The sequence below is a fragment of the Thermoflavimicrobium daqui genome (genome assembly GCF_003313465.1).
GTDB lineage: Bacteria > Bacillota > Bacilli > Thermoactinomycetales > Thermoactinomycetaceae > Thermoflavimicrobium > Thermoflavimicrobium daqui.
The window spans coordinates 57,273-75,755 of the sequence record NZ_KZ845664.1 but is presented as its reverse complement, the minus strand read 5'-3'; the positions used below and the strand labels follow the sequence as shown (position 1 = coordinate 75,755).

General features: G+C 38.8%; 17 protein-coding genes. 1 reads left to right on the top strand and 16 read right to left on the bottom strand.

Annotation, left to right across the window (positions count from 1 at the left end):
• Window positions 1-62: 62 nt before the first annotated feature.
• From DL897_RS03715 to DL897_RS03665, 11 genes are all read right to left on the bottom strand, one after another.
• A complete protein-coding gene (locus DL897_RS03715; RefSeq protein WP_113657805.1) occupies window positions 63-1,256 on the bottom strand; it encodes a GerAB/ArcD/ProY family transporter in 1,194 nt (397 codons plus the stop codon).
• A complete protein-coding gene (locus tag DL897_RS03710) occupies window positions 1,253-2,863 on the bottom strand; it encodes a spore germination protein (protein ID WP_240627256.1) in 1,611 nt (536 codons plus the stop codon). The genes DL897_RS03715 and DL897_RS03710 overlap by 4 nt, the downstream gene beginning before the upstream one ends.
• A 102-nt stretch (window positions 2,864-2,965) precedes the next feature.
• Window positions 2,966-4,327 carry a 16S rRNA (cytosine(967)-C(5))-methyltransferase RsmB gene (gene rsmB, locus DL897_RS03705; RefSeq protein ID WP_113657804.1) on the bottom strand — a complete coding sequence of 454 codons (1,362 nt, stop codon included), beginning with the start codon at window positions 4,325-4,327 and terminating at the stop codon, window positions 2,966-2,968.
• On the bottom strand, window positions 4,324-5,265 hold the full coding sequence (gene fmt / locus DL897_RS03700; protein ID WP_113657803.1) for a methionyl-tRNA formyltransferase: 942 nt from the start codon (window positions 5,263-5,265) through the stop codon (window positions 4,324-4,326). The genes rsmB and fmt overlap by 4 nt, the downstream gene beginning before the upstream one ends.
• Window positions 5,262-5,738, bottom strand: coding sequence for a peptide deformylase (gene def / locus DL897_RS03695; protein ID WP_113657802.1), 477 nt, complete (start codon window positions 5,736-5,738; stop codon window positions 5,262-5,264). Before def ends, fmt begins: the two co-directional genes overlap by 4 nt.
• 23 nt (window positions 5,739-5,761) lie before the next feature.
• Window positions 5,762-8,272, bottom strand: coding sequence for a primosomal protein N' (priA, locus tag DL897_RS03690; RefSeq protein WP_338067071.1), 2,511 nt, complete (start codon window positions 8,270-8,272; stop codon window positions 5,762-5,764).
• On the bottom strand, window positions 8,262-9,470 hold the full coding sequence (gene coaBC, locus DL897_RS03685) for a bifunctional phosphopantothenoylcysteine decarboxylase/phosphopantothenate--cysteine ligase CoaBC (RefSeq protein ID WP_113657801.1): 1,209 nt from the start codon (window positions 9,468-9,470) through the stop codon (window positions 8,262-8,264). Before coaBC ends, priA begins: the two co-directional genes overlap by 11 nt.
• 445 nt (window positions 9,471-9,915) lie before the next feature.
• On the bottom strand, window positions 9,916-10,119 hold the full coding sequence (gene rpoZ / locus DL897_RS03680; RefSeq protein ID WP_113657800.1) for a DNA-directed RNA polymerase subunit omega: 204 nt from the start codon (window positions 10,117-10,119) through the stop codon (window positions 9,916-9,918).
• A gap of 14 nt (window positions 10,120-10,133) precedes the next feature.
• Window positions 10,134-10,736 (bottom strand): guanylate kinase, encoded by a 603-nt coding sequence (gene gmk / locus DL897_RS03675; protein WP_113657799.1) that lies wholly within the window; start codon window positions 10,734-10,736, stop codon window positions 10,134-10,136.
• A gap of 12 nt (window positions 10,737-10,748) precedes the next feature.
• Entirely contained in the window at window positions 10,749-11,015 is a 267-nt protein-coding gene (gene remA / locus DL897_RS03670) for an extracellular matrix/biofilm regulator RemA (RefSeq protein WP_113657798.1), read from the bottom strand.
• 134 nt (window positions 11,016-11,149) lie between these two features.
• Window positions 11,150-12,043 carry a YicC/YloC family endoribonuclease gene (locus tag DL897_RS03665; protein WP_113657797.1) on the bottom strand — a complete coding sequence of 298 codons (894 nt, stop codon included), beginning with the start codon at window positions 12,041-12,043 and terminating at the stop codon, window positions 11,150-11,152.
• Between the two features lie 349 nt (window positions 12,044-12,392).
• On the opposite strand from DL897_RS03665, the gene DL897_RS03660 reads away from it, so the two are divergent.
• Window positions 12,393-14,012, top strand: coding sequence for a putative polysaccharide biosynthesis protein (locus DL897_RS03660; protein WP_113657796.1), 1,620 nt, complete (start codon window positions 12,393-12,395; stop codon window positions 14,010-14,012).
• A gap of 99 nt (window positions 14,013-14,111) precedes the next feature.
• Here the strand turns inward: DL897_RS03660 and DL897_RS03655 are convergent, their stop codons facing one another.
• The 5 genes from DL897_RS03655 to DL897_RS03640 all read right to left on the bottom strand — a co-directional run bounded on the left by DL897_RS03655 (window position 14,112) and on the right by DL897_RS03640 (window position 18,481).
• Window positions 14,112-15,053, bottom strand: a complete 942-nt coding sequence (locus DL897_RS03655) for a hypothetical protein (RefSeq protein ID WP_113657795.1) — start codon at window positions 15,051-15,053, stop codon at window positions 14,112-14,114.
• Window positions 15,054-15,146: 93 nt separating this feature from the next.
• On the bottom strand, window positions 15,147-15,788 hold the full coding sequence (locus DL897_RS03650; protein ID WP_145962186.1) for a hypothetical protein: 642 nt from the start codon (window positions 15,786-15,788) through the stop codon (window positions 15,147-15,149).
• Between the two features lie 84 nt (window positions 15,789-15,872).
• Window positions 15,873-16,031, bottom strand: a complete 159-nt coding sequence (locus DL897_RS18110; protein ID WP_168188628.1) for a hypothetical protein — start codon at window positions 16,029-16,031, stop codon at window positions 15,873-15,875.
• A 155-nt stretch (window positions 16,032-16,186) separates the two neighbouring features.
• Window positions 16,187-17,596, bottom strand: coding sequence for an amino acid permease (locus DL897_RS03645; protein ID WP_113657793.1), 1,410 nt, complete (start codon window positions 17,594-17,596; stop codon window positions 16,187-16,189).
• Window positions 17,597-17,851: 255 nt separating this feature from the next.
• Entirely contained in the window at window positions 17,852-18,481 is a 630-nt protein-coding gene (locus DL897_RS03640; protein WP_113657792.1) for an ABC-2 transporter permease, read from the bottom strand.
• Window positions 18,482-18,483 lie beyond the last annotated feature (2 nt).

Here is an 18,483-nt window from a genome sequence, read left to right as displayed (position 1 = left end):
ATTATGCAAATCAACATCCCCAATCTTCATTAATAAATAGAAGGATTTCATAAACCAATCCATCAAGAGACATCTTCACTTTCCTGAACCTTCTTTCCAGGGTGATCTAGTTCATGTGCAGGGGAACCTTTCTTTTTTCTGATGACAGCAATGACCAAACACAAAATAGCAAATCCAATAACTATAAAATGAGTAATGCTTAGCCAATCAATCCAACGTTCCAATTCTTGAATGTTTTTTAGATAAACGGCTAGGGCATAAACAATCGGAAAGAGAATCCATGTGATGGTTGTATTCGCCTTTTCAGGGAATCGATAGATTTCGGTAATCATTCGCACTAAAACATGATAGAAGTTTGCGACAGTGGTAAAAATGTTAATCAAAAAAATGATGAGAACCCCCGCTTCAAGTCGTTCTAAAATAAGCATGGGCGATCGCGTCTCTTTCGCTAGCTCGAGTGTAGGAGACATGATTTTGACTATCTCATAGGGACCAAATACACTTAAGGAAGTCAAAAAAGTAATCCCGAATATCATCGTGATAAATGGCATGACCCATAAATGACTTTTCAAGGACTTGTCTGTATTTTGATAATATCCCGCCATAATCAACATAATTTCATAACCGACAAAAACATAGATAAAGATGAAGATCGCATTACCGAAAAAGTTTAAGTTCATTTGAAACATCGGTAACATGTTCAAAATCTCACCATTTTGAAACGCAGCAAAAAGCAAGATCACGATGGGAATTAGAGTAAACGGTACTAAAAACTCATTCATTTTTAATAAAATATAGGGCTTTGTCTTCGCTGCAAATGCAATACTAAAAATTAAAATAAAGATGGTTGCCTCAATAGGAGTCCGTTTTAAGGCTTCAATCTTTAATATTTCAGCGAAAATACGTATATTGGTAGCAATAAGAAACAACAAGTAGAACCCTAATAGGATAAAAAACGGGAAACTTAATATCCTTCCAAATTGCGGATTCCGGGAAGGACCCAAAATTTCAGGTATAAAAGAAATACAGGTACGTCTTGGAAAACGTTGACACAACTTACTTAAGCAATAGACAAAGATCGTTGCTATGAATCCAGAAACAAGAATGACCCAAAACCCATCAGGTCCAGCTACTTCTGCCGCAGTTCTCGGTAGAAAAAAAATACCTGAACCTAAGATAGACATATAAATAAAAGCAAAGGATTCATAAGGGGTTACACCACTCTGTGATGAATTACCCGATTCCGGCTTATTCATGAGGCTTCTCCCCCATTCTTTTGATCTTGTGCCTCAGACTTCTCTTCTTGCCGCTGACTATCTTTAGGATGGAAGAAAGAAGGTCGTTTATCCATCCATTTCCATGGCATCCGCACTAATGTATCTTTGAAGTCAGAGGTATTCAGTGGTGTATAAGGAGCCATATACGGAATACCCATGGAACGTAATTGGACTAGATGAAGCAGTAAAAGAACAAGTCCTAACATAACACCATATAAACCAAAAATTCCTGCTGAAATCATCAGCGGAAAGCGTAAAAGTCGAACAGATATCGCTGCATTATAACTGGGATTGGCATAAGAACTAATCGTTGTTAAACCAACAACAATCACCATCGCAGGCGAAACTAACCCTGCGGAAACAGCCGCATCTCCAATTACTAATGCTCCTACAATACCAATTGTTGGACCAATCGGACCTGGAAGACGAATACTTGCTTCACGTAATATCTCTACACTGATTTCCATCAGCAATGCCTCAATAATGGAAGGAAAAGGTACTGTCGCTCGCCCTGAAGCCATTTTGAACTGCAACTTAGAAGGTATCATTTCTGGATGATATGAGACGAACGCGATATATAAAGCAGGTAACATCAGTGAAATAAAAAAACTAACTAACCGAATCAATCTTAAAAAGGTTGCAATGTGAAAACGCTCATAGTAATCTTCAGGGCTATAATAAAATTGTGTAAAAACAGCAGGCGCAATCAGTGCATGTGGTGTACCATCAACTAGAATAGCTATTTTTCCTTCCAATAGATGAGCTACCACAGCATCAGGTCGCTCTGTATTTTGCAATTGTGGAAACGGTGACCAGGTCTGATCTTGAATAAACTCTTCGATATAGCCTGTTTCTAGCACACCATCAATATCGATCCGCTGTATACGATTTTTTACCTCTTTTAAAATGTCCGGTTGAACGACTCCTTCTAGATAAATAAGTGAAACAGATGTCTTTGTTCGTTTACCGATGCTATACATCTTCACACGTAAGTCAGGATCTTTAAGCCGACGGCGTATCATTCCTAAACTAAATAAAAGGGTTTCACTCAGTCCTTCTCTTGGACCACGAACGACAGATTCAGCTCGTGGCTCGCCAATTCCCCTAGTTTTCCAGCCACATGTACCAATGACCATCACTTTCTCATAACCATTAATAAATAAAACCGTGTCCCCTCGCAGGATCGCATCGACCGCTTCTTTCATCTCTTGTTCGACTTTTAGTTCACCTGCTTGAACTAGGCTTTCATAAGCCAACTCCCAGACATCCTTTTTAGTATCTTTATAGAAAAGACCACTATAAGTCATAAGGGGACGTAATACAAAATCTTGGTTGGCATCTCTACTTGCCAATTCATCTAGATATAGCATTGCCGCTTTTGTCTCTGGCTTATATTGGATGGTAAATTGGCGAATTTTCAAGTCGCCAGCCTTGCCTAACAGGGTTTCGATGTATTTCACATTTTCCTCTACGTCTGCGTAAATCCCTAAGTTTCCTACTTTATTTTCCAGTTTTTCTTCATAACGTTTTTCTAGAATTTTTTTCTTCTTTTTAGATCGATTCAATCGAAAAGATCGATTTTTCATTCGCATCACCACGTTCTTAATTTGTCCTTGAACTAAAAAAAAAATACAGCAAAAAAAGATGACATCTGTATCAAACAAATATCATCTTTATCCGTGAAGAAATTATTCTTTTTTTAATAGTCTAGCGATAAAAAAACCATCGCTTTCAAAGTGATGTGGTAAGATTTGTACCCAACCATTACCCCCCTGTGCTTTTTTCTTTACCGCTGGTGGTAAATATTCTTCGAAATGAGGATCAGGAACAAAATCCGGATGTGTGTGTAAAAATCGTGCTACTTGCTCTTGGTTTTCTCTGGGTTCTAAAGTACATGTACTATAAAGAAGAACTCCCCCAGGTCGAACAAGTGGAGCAACAGCTTCCAGTAACTCTTTTTGTATTTGAGCTAACGCCTCTACTTGACTTGATTCTTTACTCCACTTGATATCTGGCTTTCGTCGAATAACACCAAGACCTGAGCATGGCGCATCAAGCAATACCCGATCAAATAAAGCTTTTGACGCTCTTTCTTGAGCCAACTTTCTCGTATCTATCTTCTTCGGATGAATGATCTTGATACCTAAACGCTCCGCATTGGCTTGAATCAAATCAATTTTATGTGCATGGATATCACAAGCGACTATGGAGCCTTCATTGTTCATTAGTTCCGCTAAGTGAGTCGTTTTTCCACCAGGTGCTGCACACGCATCTAATACATTCATCCCTGGTTTAGGAGCCAACACCCGACTAACTAACATGGAGCTTTCATCTTGTATCGTACAAAATCCTTGCTGAAAGAGTAAACTAAAAGCGGGATTTCCGCCTTGCTCGATTCGGACAGCATCAGGCATCATTTCCGATGGGATCGCTTCACCCATTTCACTTTCATGCCAGCGCTCGATAAATGATTCTTGATCGATTTTAAGTGAATTAACACGTAGGCTCACTTTGACTGGTCGTAAATTAGCAGCCAAAATTTCCCGAGATGTATCGCTACCATAGACTTGCTCTAGACGCTTGATCAGCCATTCAGGATGGGAATAAGCGAGAGAAAGCTCTTGCAGGGTGTGTGGTGCTTCGAACTTCCAGTTATTTTTCTGACGCAAATATGCTCGAAGTACCCCATTTACTAGGTTAGCAATACCTTGATGACCTCTTTTTTTAACTAAATTCACTGTTTCATGGACAGCTGCTCGCTCTGGAATCCGATCTAAGTAACGAAGTTGATAGATACCTAAGCGTAACGCTTGTCTAACCCATGGTTTTAATGAAGATAATCCTTTTTTAACTAATTGATTGATGATCCAATCGAGTGTATTTAAACGCTGAATACAACCATACACAAGCTCTGTAACTAGCCGTTTATCTCGAGCATCCAATTGGCTTTTTTGTAAGGCTTGGTTTAAAGATAAATTACTATAGGAGTGATGTTGTTCACATTTCAATAGAATATCGAGTGCCCATTCACGAGCTGATTTTGTTCTCATTCATTATCACCTAATTGATCCCCGATCTGCATCTGTCGTCCGCGGACAAATTCTGCTACATCCATTCTTCTTTTTCCAGCAGGTTGTACCTCTTTTAAAATAAGCGCTCCATAACCTGTAGCAACCAAAATCCCTGTCTCTTCTAGTTGTAGAATCGTTCCTGGCATCGCATCAGTTTCCTCGACGCTTACCTCTGCCCACCAAACTTTAAAGGGTTTTCCTTGCCACATAGTGAAAGCAACAGGCCAAGGGTGAAGCCCCCTTACCTGATTGGCTATCTCTACAGCAGGTCTTGTCCAATCAATCTTTTCGTCTTCACGACGGATATTATAAGCAAAAGTTGCTTGTTTATCATCTTGCGGAATTGCCTCTATTTCACCAGCAATCAGTGGTGGCAATACTTCTTTTAATAACTCGGCTCCGACAATGCTTAATTTCTCATACATCGTTCCTGTATGATCAGTAGGAGTAATCGGCTCTTCACGCTGTGCGATCATATCCCCTGCATCTAGTTTTTCCACCATATACATGATCGTTACACCTGTCACTTTTTCTCCTTCCATAATCGCTTTATGAATAGGAGCCCCTCCACGATATTTTGGCAATAAGGAGGCATGAACATTAATACAACCGAATCGAGGAGTTTCCAAGATCTCCTTAGGTAGAATTTGCCCAAAAGCAGCAGTCACGATTAAATCAGGTTTCAAATCGAGAATCTTCTGCATTTCTTCGGGTTTTCTAATACGCTCTGGTTGATAAACAGGAATTTGATATTTTTGCGCGACTTCTTTAACCGGGGGAGGAGTTAATATTTTTTTACGCCCTTTAGGTCGATCGGGCTGTGTCACTACAGCAATGACATCATACTTTTCTTTAATCAGCATCTCTAAAGAAGGCACCGCGAATTCAGGGGTGCCCATAAATACAATACGAATCACGCCTCTTCCTCCTCTTTTACGGGTCGGAATACACGGTCCGCAATATCAATAAACAAAATTCCATTTAGATGATCCACTTCATGCTGAAAAGCGCGTGCCAAGTAACCCTCTGCCTCTAATTCCATTGGATTACCATAGCGATCTTGCCCCACTATTTTAATTTTTTGTGCGCGTCTCACATCACCTTGTAGTCCTTTAATACTTAAACATCCTTCTGGTGGTGATATTTGTTCCCCACTCTTTTCGACAATCTCTGGATTGACCATCTCAATTAATCCATCACCAATATCAACGACAATCGCTCGTTTTAAAATACCTACTTGTGGTGCTGCCAGTCCTACTCCTGATGCATCATACATCGTTTCTGCCATATCATCGAGTAGTTTATGAAGTCGATCATGAAACTTGGTTACTGTTTTTGATTTTTGCTTTAGAATCGGATCTGGATATTGAACAATTTTACGGATAGCCATTTTTAATTAACATCCCTTCACATTCAATGTTTCGATAATATCTCTATTTCTTCACTTTGCTCCCTCATCAATACTTTTCTATCACTGATGAGATCTACCATTTCACGACTCATACTTATACGTAACTCTTTATCATCAAATAAGTTTCTAAGTTTGTGCAAAGTTTGCTTCAGGCGGGCAGTAACTATTGGATCAGCTTGAAACTTAATTAATACTTGGAGCCGATAACGATCCTTTAACCTTGGGATGGTTGGTGGAACCGGTCCTAATAATTGACAGTTTGTTGGTGCATGGTTTCGAATAAATTGTACAATCTCTTGTCCGTATTTCATAAGACCCAAACGATCTGGATAACTAAGCAAAATCGTAAATAAACGGCAAAATGGAGGATAACTATGTCGTTTTCGAATTAAGCATTCTTGATGATAAAAGGTTTCAGTCTGATAAGAGGCGGCTAGACGAATGCTATAGTGTTCGGGACTGTACGTTTGAATCACTACTTTACCTGGTTGCTCATGACGCCCTGCTCGCCCACCTACTTGCATTAAAAGCTGAAAAGTTCGCTCTGCTGCTCGAAAATCGGGTAAATGAAGCATTGTATCCGCAGCAATCACTCCTACTAATGTCACTTTGGGAAAGTCAAGTCCTTTGGCAATCATCTGGGTTCCTAGTAATACTTGTGCTTTTCCTTCGCGAAACTGAGACAGTAGCTTTTCATGGGCACCTTTACGGCTTGTCGTATCCACATCCATCCGAATCACTTGTATCCCCGGAAATTGGCGTTTAAGCTCTGCTTCTACACGTTGGGTTCCGGTACCAAAATGACGAATATGTTTACTTTGACAGTGCGGGCAAATTTGTGGTAATCCTTCTGCATAGCCACAATAATGGCAACGGACTGTTTGATTCGTTTGATGATAGGTTAAGGAAATATCACAATGTGGACAAGTGATCGTCTCCCCACATTCTCGACACATGACAAAAGTAGCAAAACCTCTACGATTTAAAAAGAGAACAGCTTGTTCACCACGCTTCATACACTCGATCAAAGAGCCTGTCAAAGCCCCACTAAACATGGAACGATTACCCAGTCGTAATTCTTCTCTCATGTCTACAACTTGTACTTGAGGAAAAGGTCGACCATGCACCCTCTCTTTAAGTTGAATCCATTCATACTCTCCTGTACGGGCATGATAATAACTTTCTACAGCAGGTGTAGCTGAACCGAGTACTAGTGTAGCATGATGAGCTTGTGCTCGCCATAATGCAATGTCACGGGCATGATATTTTGGATTTTCTTCTTGTTTATATGATGTTTCATGCTCCTCATCAATAATAATTAAGCCTATATGTTGAAATGGGGCAAAAATAGCCGAACGTGCTCCTATTGCTACTTGTACTTCACCACGCCGAATTTTACGCCATTCATCATAGCGCTCACCATTTGATAAGCGACTATGTAGAACAGCCACTCGTTCACCAAAACGTCCTTTAAAACGTTGGACCATCTGAGGAGTTAAAGAAATTTCAGGTACAAGAACAATCGCTTCTCTTCCTTGACGTAAAACTTCCTCAATAGTCTGTAAGTATACTTCTGTTTTTCCGCTTCCCGTTACACCATGCAATAAAATGGTATGGAACTTCTCTTCGATAATGGGTTTCGAAATACCAGCTAAAGCTTGCTGCTGTTCAGGAGTTAATGGCAAGGGAGTGGTTTGTTCGAATTGCCGATTTTTATAAGGATCTCGATACTGTTCACGCTCTTCCCAATAAAGCCAGCCTTGTTCAACTAACTTTTTGACTGTTGATCTTGTGGTTTGTAATCGGGCTAAAAGTTTAGGTAGCTCTATTTCATCTGGATGATCAATAAAATACTGTAAAACCTCTTTCTGTCGAATAGCTCGTGCAGATAAAGAAGACAGGGCAGCCTTGAGCTTATGGATGTCTTTTCCCCATACCCATGTCACCTTTTGTTTGGTTATACGATCTTCAATTCGTTCTGTCACAAAAATTCTTTTTTCCGCAACTAGTTTTCGTAAGAGACGTCTCGTCATATTAGGAATTTTACATGCTTCCTCCCACGTATATTCACCACGAGCTGCAAGTATTTTAAAGAGTTGCTGTTCAGCCGGATTAAGGAGCGAAAATATATTTTCAGACATCTCTGAAGAAGGATGAATCACTTTTTGATAACTTCCTTTAAAGACAGCGGGAACCATGGACTGAAGTGCAGTAATGGTAGGACATAGATATTCATCCGCCATTACTTTTCCCAACTCGACTAATTCTGGAGTAAGCGGAGGTACCAAATCCATAACATCGTAAATCGACTTCAGACGTATGGATGAAGAAGTCGTTTTGAATCCAATACAATATCCTATGACCTTGCGATGTCCAAAAGGAACTTGTACACGACTTCCTATATGGATTTCCTCTTGTAATTCTGCTGGTATTAGATAATCAAAGGGACGATCCGTATCATGGGTAGGTACATCTACAATCACTTCAGCCACACGCATTTCTTTATTTACCATGTAATCGATCTCCGATCAGAGTGATGAGCTCGACAGCTAATTCTTTTTTCGACATTTTTGGAAAAGCTTTAACCACACCTTCTTGGTCATAGACAGTCACAATATTCGTATCAATACCAAAACCTGCACCAGGCTCTGCCACATTATTCGCGACAATCAAGTCCATCCCTTTTTTCTTTAGTTTACCTAATGCATATGTTTCAACATCCTGAGTTTCTGCGGCAAACCCTACTAACAATTGATGAGCTAGTTTTCTTTTCCCAACTTCAGTGGCAATATCTGGTGTTTTTTCTAAGATAACCGTTAATTCTTCTTGTACTTTTTTCATCTTTTGATGATATATCTTTTGGGGTCGATAATCCGCAACTGCAGCAGACTTAATAATGACATCCATCTGTGGAAGGGCTTGAAGAACCTCTTCTTTCATCTCTTCAGCCTGAACAATATCAATTCGCCGAACCTGTGGAGGAGTGGGAAGAGATACTGGACCACTAATCAATGTAACTTCAGCTCCAGCTAAAGCGGCTGCTTCTGCCAAGGCAAAGCCCATTTTTCCAGAGGAATAATTAGAAAAATAGCGAACAGGATCTAATGGTTCAATAGTAGGACCGGCTGTTACCAATACCTTTTTTCCTATTAATGTTTTTACATGATTGTTTGAAGTAAAAAAGCGTTCAATCCATTCAACGATTTCCTCAGGTTCAGCAAGACGTCCTTTACCTACATAACCACAAGCTAATTGTCCTTCAGCTGGCTCAATAAACTGGACTTTTAGCTTACGAAGTCGCTCCATATTCGCTTGTACCAAGGGATTTTGATACATATGCACATTCATAGCCGGACACATCACAATGGGAGCCGTGGTGGCAAGTAGTGTGGTGGTTAGCATATCATCACCAATACCATGAGCCACTTTTCCAATGACATTAGCTGTTGCTGGAGCAATGACAAACAAATCGGCATGATCCGCAAGGTCAATATGGGAGACAACAGATGGGTCTTTCTCATCAAATGTATCGATAAACACATGATTTCGCGATAAGGTTTGCAGGGTAAGCGGGGTAATAAATTGAGTCGCTGATGTAGTCATGATCACACGCACATCGGCACCACGCTGTGATAACTGGCTTACCACAGAGGCAACTTTAAATGCAGCAATTCCACCTGATATGCCGATCACTATTCGTTTTCCACGCATATCTGATCTGTACTCCTCTAATATAATTTTTTAAGGCTGTTTTTACTAACAGCCACTTATGATTAACATGACAAAGCCCAAATAAAAATAACAACCTAAAAAAGGTTGCCCATGTTTATTGATTCGGTCTTTTTTCATCATAAAGATTGCCCTTTAAATTCAAGTATAAATTCGTGCTATTCGTAATGAAATTAAGATGGGTTTCTCTCCTTGCTTTTAGCCCCTTGAAGTCTAAAATTGCATAAGAGAAACCCGACTTTCAAGCTTCTTTTATGGGATTACCTTCTTAATCCATCGCTCATCGCCATAGAGTTCCACTTTGGAGACTCTCTTGTCGCTTTAAGGAAAAAAGTAGATACCATCCAAAAATGATTCGCGGCTTTAATCTAGACATAACCTAGACAATGGAACTGCAACTGCTCTATGCTATTTAACCTACTCGAGGTTATTTTCTACGATTTTCGACAGGGGCAACTAGAATATCTTTGACAATTTCCTCTAAGGCTGCTCCTACATGCTTTTTGGAATAGGGTTTAAGCTGTGGTTCTGAACCATCCAACAGTTGGCGTGCACGTTTTGCAGCCAATACGACCAATGAATACTTGCTATCTGCTTTACTCATCAGTTTATCAATGGATGGATAAAGCATGAAAATCCACTCCTTTACTCTGTCATCACCAAGCGATCCACTCGGCAATGTTCTGCTTTGATAATAGCTTCCACGCGCTCACATGCTTTTTCCACTTCATCATTAATGACAACATAGTCATACTGATTAATTTGTTTAAATTCATCTGTTGCAGCATTCAAACGGTGGGCTAGAGTTATCTCTGTTTCGCTTCCTCTACCAATAATCCGATTTTTTAGTTCTTCGATCGTTGGTGGTAATAAAAAAATAAAGATTGCATGAGGGAAGCGTTCCTTCACTTGATGGGCACCTTGAACATCGATTTCTAATATCACATCTTTCCCTGATGCGAGCGTTTCTTCGACAAAGTGACGTGGAGTTCCATAGTAATTATCTACATATTGTGCCCACTCGATCAGCTCTTCATTTTCAATCATCTGCTTAAATTCTTCCACCGTTTTAAAAAAGTAGTTAACGCCATCTTTTTCTCCTTCACGCGGTGCGCGAGTAGTAGCAGATACAGAATAGGCCAGTTCTGGCATGCGCTTTCGAAGTGCAGTACAAACTGTACCTTTCCCTACACCAGACGGGCCTGAAAGGATAATCAAAAAACCTTGTGTTTGATAATGTGCTTTCATGACTTGTCCTTCCTACTCCACTATCTCTTCAGGATGCTCCTTGCTCTGTAACCGATGCGCAACTGTTTCAGGCTGCACAGCTGATAAAATAACATGATCACTATCCGTAATAATGACAGCTCTAGTGCGACGTCCATATGTTGCATCAATCAACACACCGCGCTCACGAGCCTCTTGGATAATTCTTTTAATCGGAGCGGAGTCCGGGCTCACAATGGACACAATACGATTTGCCGACACAATATTGCCAAAACCAATATTTATTAATTTGATTCCCAAGTTATAGTGCCCTCCTTGTAAATAATGACAGCGTAGATCGAACTCCCAGATCTCATTGACAAATTGTAATCCTACTAGGCTATTTTAGACGGTTTTTTCACAAGAATCAATGAGACGAGCTGATTCTCCTTACTCTACTCAATATTTTGTACTTGTTCTTTCATTTTTTCGAGTGTACTTTTTGCCTCGACAACAAGTAGACTAATTGTTTGATGATTTGCTTTTGAACCAATAGTATTCACTTCTCGATTCATTTCTTGTAGCAAAAAGTCCAGTTGTCGTCCAATTGGCTCCCTCGATGATAGACATTGATAGAATTGTTTGGCATGACTTCTTAAACGAGTAAGTTCTTCTGTAATATCTGCTTTATCTGCGAAAATAGCAATTTCACTTAAGAGACGCTCTTCTAACTCTTTATTTCCATCCATCCACTCTTTTAACTTTTCGTATAAACGATTCTGTAACTGCATAGACACGGTTGGAGCTAACTCTTCCATTTGATCTACAATCTGACTAATTTGATTCGTACGTAATGCTAGATCTTGAGCTAGATTTCCACCTTCTTGCATGCGCATCGATTTAAGTGCGTCACATGCTTTCTCTACACATGAAAGCAGTAGTGGGGCGTATTTATCTTCATCCCATTTTCCTTCTTCAACCAACCAAATATCAGGGAGACGGAAAAAGTCAGATAAAGTTAGTTCTCCATTTATCTTGAAACGTTCTTTCATTTCTTGGCTCGCTTGAATATATCCATCTGCCAATTTCCAATCAATCGATACATTTTTTTCTGGATGGAGTTGTCCATCAACAGAAATAAAAACATCAATTCTCCCTCTTTTAACATATTTCTTTACCAGACGTTTAATTACCTCTTCATAGGATAACCATCCAGCTGGTAATCGAACAACAATATCAAGGAAGCGATGGTTTACAGAGCGAATCTCCGCAATAAAGCGAACTTGATCCACTTCGGTTTCGCCCCGCCCAAAACCTGTCATACTATTTAATTCACTATTAATCATCATGTCCCTATTTTCACCTTAATCCATGAAAAATGCAAGTTCGTATATCAAAGGGAAAATCAATCATATATTAAACCGATCGATCGAGACAATTGATAAGTCGGAATTTCCTTTTCTAGTTCCATGACTTTGTCTTGATCTTACCCAGTATAAGTATGAAGGAAAAACCACAGAGAAACAGCTCATTAGACGAGTTAATTATTTCTAAGAAGTAGAAGAACTCTTTATCATATTAGTAACATACTCATATATTTAAGTTTTTTCGAATAAATAAGTTGCTTTATATGCTTTATTCTCGAAAGCTGCTAAAATAGGAAAAGTGTTTAATCTATAGCAGAAGGAAGTAGCATACATGGCTAATAAGATTGTCAAAGGTACACTCATATTAAGTCTTGCGATACTCATATCTCGCTTGATGGGGGCTCTTTTTTGGGTTCCATTCCAAAATATTGCCGGAGATGAGATCGTCGGCTTATATAAAGCATCTTTTCCGTTTTACTCCTTTTTATTGATGATTGCTTCTGCTGGGGTTCCACTCACCGTTTCAAAGTTTGTCTCCGAACGTATATCGAAAAATGATCATCTGAATGCTCGACGTGTTCAAACAGCGGCATCGATCATTCTTACCATTACAGGTTTGGTCATTGCAGCCATTCTCTTTTTCGGAGCTGAATTTATCGCAACTACGATTTTAGAAGTCCCAGCAACTAAAATGTCGTTACAAGTACTCGCCATTACGATTATTTTCGTACCCTCTATGGCTGTCATACGCGGATACTTTCAAGGATATCAAAATATGATGCCAACCGGAATTTCGCAAGTGATCGAACAATTCTTTCGCGTCATAACGATGATTATTTTAATTTACTATTTAGTCAAAACGGGTGCTTCTGCCGAAGTAGCTTCTGCTGGTGCTACCTCAGGGGCTCTTTTCGGAGCTATTGCCGGTTTACTCATTGTCCTTGGCTATCAGTTTCGTGATAAACGCGAGTGGCGTAAAAAAGTGCAGGAACAACCCTCTACCGAACCTGAACCAATCGGGGGATTAATTAAAAAAATTCTGATTTTCTCACTACCCATCACATTAGGACAGCTCGTTTTCCCTTTAATTCAGCTGATGGACTCTGCTACCGTCCCTCGTATCTTACAATGGATGGGACATAGTCCCTCTGAGGCCATCACTTTATTTGGTATCTATGGTCGGGGAGAACCTTTTGTCAACTTAATTCAATCCTTCTCAACGGCTATTTCACTAACCTTAGTACCAGCCATAACGGCTTATATCACCAAAAAAGAGATGGATGCTGTAGGACGAACTATTTCCCAAGCTTGGAAAATGACTTATATTATGAGCTTACCGATGAGTTTAATGGTTACTATGTTAGCAAGCCCTCTTAATATTATGATGTACAAAGATGCAAAAGGAGCATTTCCCGTCGCTGTATTAGCTTTTGCAGCTATTTTTAGTACAGTTGCTACAGCGAGTACAGGTATCTTACAAGGGATGGGGCATAATCAAATCCCTGTTCGGAATATGCTTATTGGTGGAGTAGTAAAAGTGATTGGAAACTTTATCTACATACCGATCATTGGTATAGCAGGATCAGCTCTATCCATGGTTATCTGCTATCTGGTCATCTGTATTTTAAATATGTGGGCGGTTCTTGAAAAATCACAAGCGAAAGTCAAGCTTTTCCGTCTCTTTTTCAAACCGACACTCAGTGGGATCATTATGTCGATCGGTCTATTCTTTTCCTATTATGTACTGGAGCATTTTGTATTCGATGCAGCCCAATTAACCGATCGGGTACTCAATACGGGCATTAGTATTGGTTTAGGGATTTTAGGTGCGATCATCTTCTTCCTTGCCCTCTTCTTAACCAAAGCTTTAGATGAAAGCGAAGTGCGGCTCATGCCGATGGGTGGTCGTTTGCTTCCCATCTTAAAACGACTTCGTTTAGTTAGAGGATAAGATGATAGATAGGGTTATTCGTAAAGCAAAAAAGTCTAGTATCGATTCTTGCCGATACTAGACTTTTTTATCCATAGAAGTTTTACTTCGATCAACTGTTTAACGCTGTACCGTTTTAATATGGACATAATGAATGTATTTCGTTGGCTCTACTGCTTTCCCATTTCCATCTTCGCCCAATCGATACAGTGGCGACCAAGATTCAAAGTTCACATACATATTACTTCCTACTTGCACAATTCCCTCAGACATTGGTAACATTCTGATCGATTTTTTCAGTCCTCCAGGTCCTCCATTTGATTTGTTATAGATACTCAGATAACTTTCATTTTTACGTCCGCAAGAGCGACTAAAGAAGAACTGATCGTCTGTGATCATCATTCCTTGTACTTGGTCAGGTATTTTATATTGAGTTACTAGTTTGATATTACCTTTGGAATCCACAGAGTAACGATATAAGTTACTAGTCTTCTTATTATCGTATGCACATGAGGCCCCTTTAGTATATTGTCCGATCCAGAGTTGTCCATTTTTAGAAGTAATGGTAGAGGATGTCGGTACTTTAAACTTTTTATCCGCTTTTACTGATACGCCATCTTTTGCTTTTTCCACCTTACTTATAGAGATACGGTATAGATAGGACCCACCACTAACAGATGAAGCGATCCATAAGTAATTATTACTAACAGTAATACCTCCAACATGGCCCATATGTTTGGAACCATTGGGTTCAAGTAAGTAAAAGTTTCGTAAAAATTTTTTAGATGGTAGATCAATAATCGAAATGGTACTTGGCTTTTTCGTTTTCTTCTTAGCATCATGCCAATAGCTAGAGGTTAACATCCATTTCTTTTGTGGGTAATAAGTAAGCCCTTGAGGAACCCACTTGTAGCTATCCTTCGATGTACCGGGAATTTGTGGTCCTTTTTTAAATGTTTTTTTGAAATGATCATATTTACCAGCACCAGCGACTGTAGTGCTCGGAAGCTGCAAACAAACTAGTAAACTTAGACTCGTTAGGATTGCTAAAGAACGTTTCATATACCAGACCTCCAAAAAAGCTGTTTGTTGGACATCCAAAACGGACAGTACATTCCCATAATACAAAAAATAATAACGAAACACGAGAGTTATTTATTGAATATTAATTATTTCATAAAATTGTAACTCATATTTGACTCTCAACAAAATAGTTGGGACTACTTGTACGATCCCTTCCGACATTGGTGGCATTTTTACTGATTTAACAAACTTTCCTAATTTGCCGTTTTGATTCTTATAGATAGTCAGATCACTCGGATTTGTACGTCCACAAGAACGGCTAAAGAAAAACTCTGTATCCGTGATCATCATTACTTGTACTCTATCAGGGATTTTAAAATCGCCAACTTTTTTGATACTACCGTCTGTATTCACTTTATAACGATACAACTTCGCAGAACTATTTTTATGACTATAGTCCTTTTTACAAGAGCCTTTCTTATATTCTACCAACCATAGTTCGCCATTTTTATAAGTAATCGCTGAAGCAGCACGCACACCATACTTTCTATCCATTTTAACTAAGTCACCATTTTTTGCTTGCTCTACTTTACTTAAAGACAACGAATATAGATACTTTAAATCACCAATAGTCGAAGAAATCCAGAGATAGTCACCAGCAATGGTAATACCTCCGACATGTCCTCTATGCTTTATTGCTCCTGGACCACCTAGCTCTATTAACTGAATCGTATTCACTAATTTTTTCGATGATAAATCAATAATGGCAATCATCGCTGTCTTTGGCGAATTCTTTTTGCCATTATTATAGTAGTTTGAAGTGATCAACCAGTTTTTTTGTGGATAATAGGTAAGCCCTTAAGGAACCCAATAACCATCTACACCAGGAATTTCTGTTCCTTGTTTAAACTTTTGATTAAATTCGGAATAATCACTAGGTTTAGCCTGTACAGAGCTAGGAAACTGCATACCAATCAATAAGATGATACTGGTTAGCATGACTAGAAAGCGCTTCATACTCAGACCTCACTCCCAGAAATTTTTAAATAAAACCAATATACTATCTATTTTTATTATAGGGAAAATAAATAAAAAGAACGAGGGGTTTTTAAATAAAACTCCCTCATTAACGATTCTCTCTTACAATGAAAAACGCTCACTTTATTTTCCTTCTATCTTTTTGAACTCTCTTTACCCATGACAGCATTTTTTCTTGAATATGTAAAATAAATGATCAGTCCCAAGCATGACCAAACACCAAAGACTAGCCATGTTCGTAGATGTAAGTCCTTCATTAGAAAAATACAGATACCTGCCCCTATCAAAGGTAATATGGGAACACCTGGACTTCGAAAAGCGCGTGGTAAATCAGGGTTACTATATCGAAGCACAATGACTACTATACATACCAATGTAAAAGCAAAAAGAGAACCCATGTTGATAAGTTCAGAAAGCTTACTAAGAGGTAGTATTCCACCAGCGAAAGCTGCGATCGTTCCTAGCAGCCATGTTGCCTGAACTGGCGCACGATGCTTTTCATTAACCTGTGAAAAGCGTTTAGGCAAAAGCCCATCACGAGACATCGCAAAAAATATCCGAGTTTGTCCATATAACATGACCAGTAAAATTGTGGTCATACCCAAAATAGCTCCTAAATCAATAAAACCCGCTATCCAATTTTGTCCCGTAGTTTCTAATACCAAAGCAATAGGCCACGACAAGTTAATCTCATACATTTGAAAGGGAACAATCCCTGTCATAACTGCCGTAACCATGGTATATAAGCAAATACAGATTCCCAAAGAGATGAGTAAGCCTTTGGGCAAATCCTTTTTAGGGTTTTTTGTCTCTTCAGCTGCTGAAACGATCGCATCAAAACCGATATAAGCAAAGAAGACCGAATCTGCTGCTGTCATAACACCACCATAACCAAATGGGGTAAATGGCTTCCAATTGTCAGGCTTCACATACCAAACTGCCACTATCACAAATAGAAGAATAACGCTTACCTTAATGATTACCATCATATGATTGATACGCTTTAAACTACTTGTCCCCTGCGCTAGTATAAAAGTAACATACATAATGATTGTAAATGCAGGTAAATTAAAATACGTATCTGCAAAGGGGATCGAAAATGGAGCAGCAGCGAAAGCAGTCGATAAGTGTATCCCAAGTCCCGAGAGTAAAAGCTGAACATATCCTGACCACTCTACCGATACGAAACTAACTACAAATAGATACTCCAATATCAGATTCCAACCGATGATCCAAGCAATCATTTCACCGAAAGTAGCATAAGTATAAGTATAAGCAGATCCAGTTACTGGGAATATTGAAGCTAACTCTGCATAAGCCAATGCTACTAGTATACAAGCAATTCCCGCAAGAATAAGAGAGATTGGCAATGCAGGGCCTGACTTTAAAGATTCGATTCCTGTCAATACAAAAATTCCAGTTCCAATCATGGCACCTATTCCCAAAAATATCAAATCCAAAGCTCCCAATTCCTGCTTAAGCTTGCTTTTCTGACAGCTATCTTGGACAAGACTTTCAATACTTTTCCTACGAAATAAACTCATTTTCTTCCTCCATAAAAAAATACAGATACACCTTAATATTCTTTTTACATAAGCCTATTGACTAAATAGTCCTATTTAGCTATTCCATTCATATCTTCTCATTAATAATAATAATTTATCTATTTATGTCAATAATTAATTATTTAGAGCAATGTAGCATCATTTGAAACAAAATTTCAATCAAATATAAAACAAAAACAAGCCATCTCCTTATTTTAATGGCTTGTTTTTGTCTATATTTATTTTATGCACTTCTTAGAAATCCCGCTTTTCATAGAATCGAACGGAAAAGAACATGGAAATACCATAGATCATGAAAAGGAATAGAAACACTCCAAACATCAGCATTTTATGCGGTACATAGGACAACCAAACCAGTTTCTTCGTAAGATCAGGATAATCGCTTATGATCAAGGTAGCCATTGAAGGAAGCATGACCATCATAAAAACGTAGAGCCGTGATTGCTTATAACCCAGTTTAAATATAATCGGTAAATACAAAGATGCATACAAGATCGTAATCATCAGAGATAGAATGACGTCATCAAAAGACACATATTTAAGTACTCTGGCGATCCCGATCTTTACCAATAAGCTCCCAAATAAAACAGCGAGGAGCATTCCTCCTCCAAAGTAAATCATAACACTCATATATTTACTTAATACGATGGTAGAACGTTTCAAGGGGAGACTAAGCACTAATTTTTCACTATTGTTTTTTTCTTCTATCCCAACTGAGCCGACAGTTAGTAAAATAGCACTCAAAATCGGTATGATCATATAAACATTTACTTCAAGAAAAATAAAACTTCCAATAGTAAAACATAGAAAGAAGAGAATTGTTTTCAGCTGAATAGATATATCCTTGATCAATAGATTTAGCATCA

Coding starts and splice junctions, on each gene's coding strand:
- DL897_RS03715 (WP_113657805.1), bottom strand. CDS start 1,256: ATGAATAAGCCGGAATCGGGTAATTCATCACAGAGTGGTGTAACCCCT.
- DL897_RS03710 (WP_240627256.1), bottom strand. CDS start 2,863: ATGAAAAATCGATCTTTTCGATTGAATCGATCTAAAAAGAAGAAAAAA.
- rsmB (WP_113657804.1), bottom strand. CDS start 4,327: ATGAGAACAAAATCAGCTCGTGAATGGGCACTCGATATTCTATTGAAA.
- def (WP_113657802.1), bottom strand. CDS start 5,738: ATGGCTATCCGTAAAATTGTTCAATATCCAGATCCGATTCTAAAGCAA.
- priA (WP_338067071.1), bottom strand. CDS start 8,272: ATGGTAAATAAAGAAATGCGTGTGGCTGAAGTGATTGTAGATGTACCT.
- coaBC (WP_113657801.1), bottom strand. CDS start 9,470: ATGCGTGGAAAACGAATAGTGATCGGCATATCAGGTGGAATTGCTGCA.
- rpoZ (WP_113657800.1), bottom strand. CDS start 10,119: ATGCTTTATCCATCCATTGATAAACTGATGAGTAAAGCAGATAGCAAG.
- gmk (WP_113657799.1), bottom strand. CDS start 10,736: ATGAAAGCACATTATCAAACACAAGGTTTTTTGATTATCCTTTCAGGC.
- DL897_RS03665 (WP_113657797.1), bottom strand. CDS start 12,043: ATGATGATTAATAGTGAATTAAATAGTATGACAGGTTTTGGGCGGGGC.
- DL897_RS03660 (WP_113657796.1), top strand. CDS start 12,393: ATGGCTAATAAGATTGTCAAAGGTACACTCATATTAAGTCTTGCGATA.
- DL897_RS03655 (WP_113657795.1), bottom strand. CDS start 15,053: ATGAAACGTTCTTTAGCAATCCTAACGAGTCTAAGTTTACTAGTTTGT.
- DL897_RS03650 (WP_145962186.1), bottom strand. CDS start 15,788: ATGATTGCCATTATTGATTTATCATCGAAAAAATTAGTGAATACGATT.
- DL897_RS18110 (WP_168188628.1), bottom strand. CDS start 16,031: ATGAAGCGCTTTCTAGTCATGCTAACCAGTATCATCTTATTGATTGGT.
- DL897_RS03645 (WP_113657793.1), bottom strand. CDS start 17,596: ATGAGTTTATTTCGTAGGAAAAGTATTGAAAGTCTTGTCCAAGATAGC.
- DL897_RS03640 (WP_113657792.1), bottom strand. CDS start 18,481: ATGCTAAATCTATTGATCAAGGATATATCTATTCAGCTGAAAACAATT.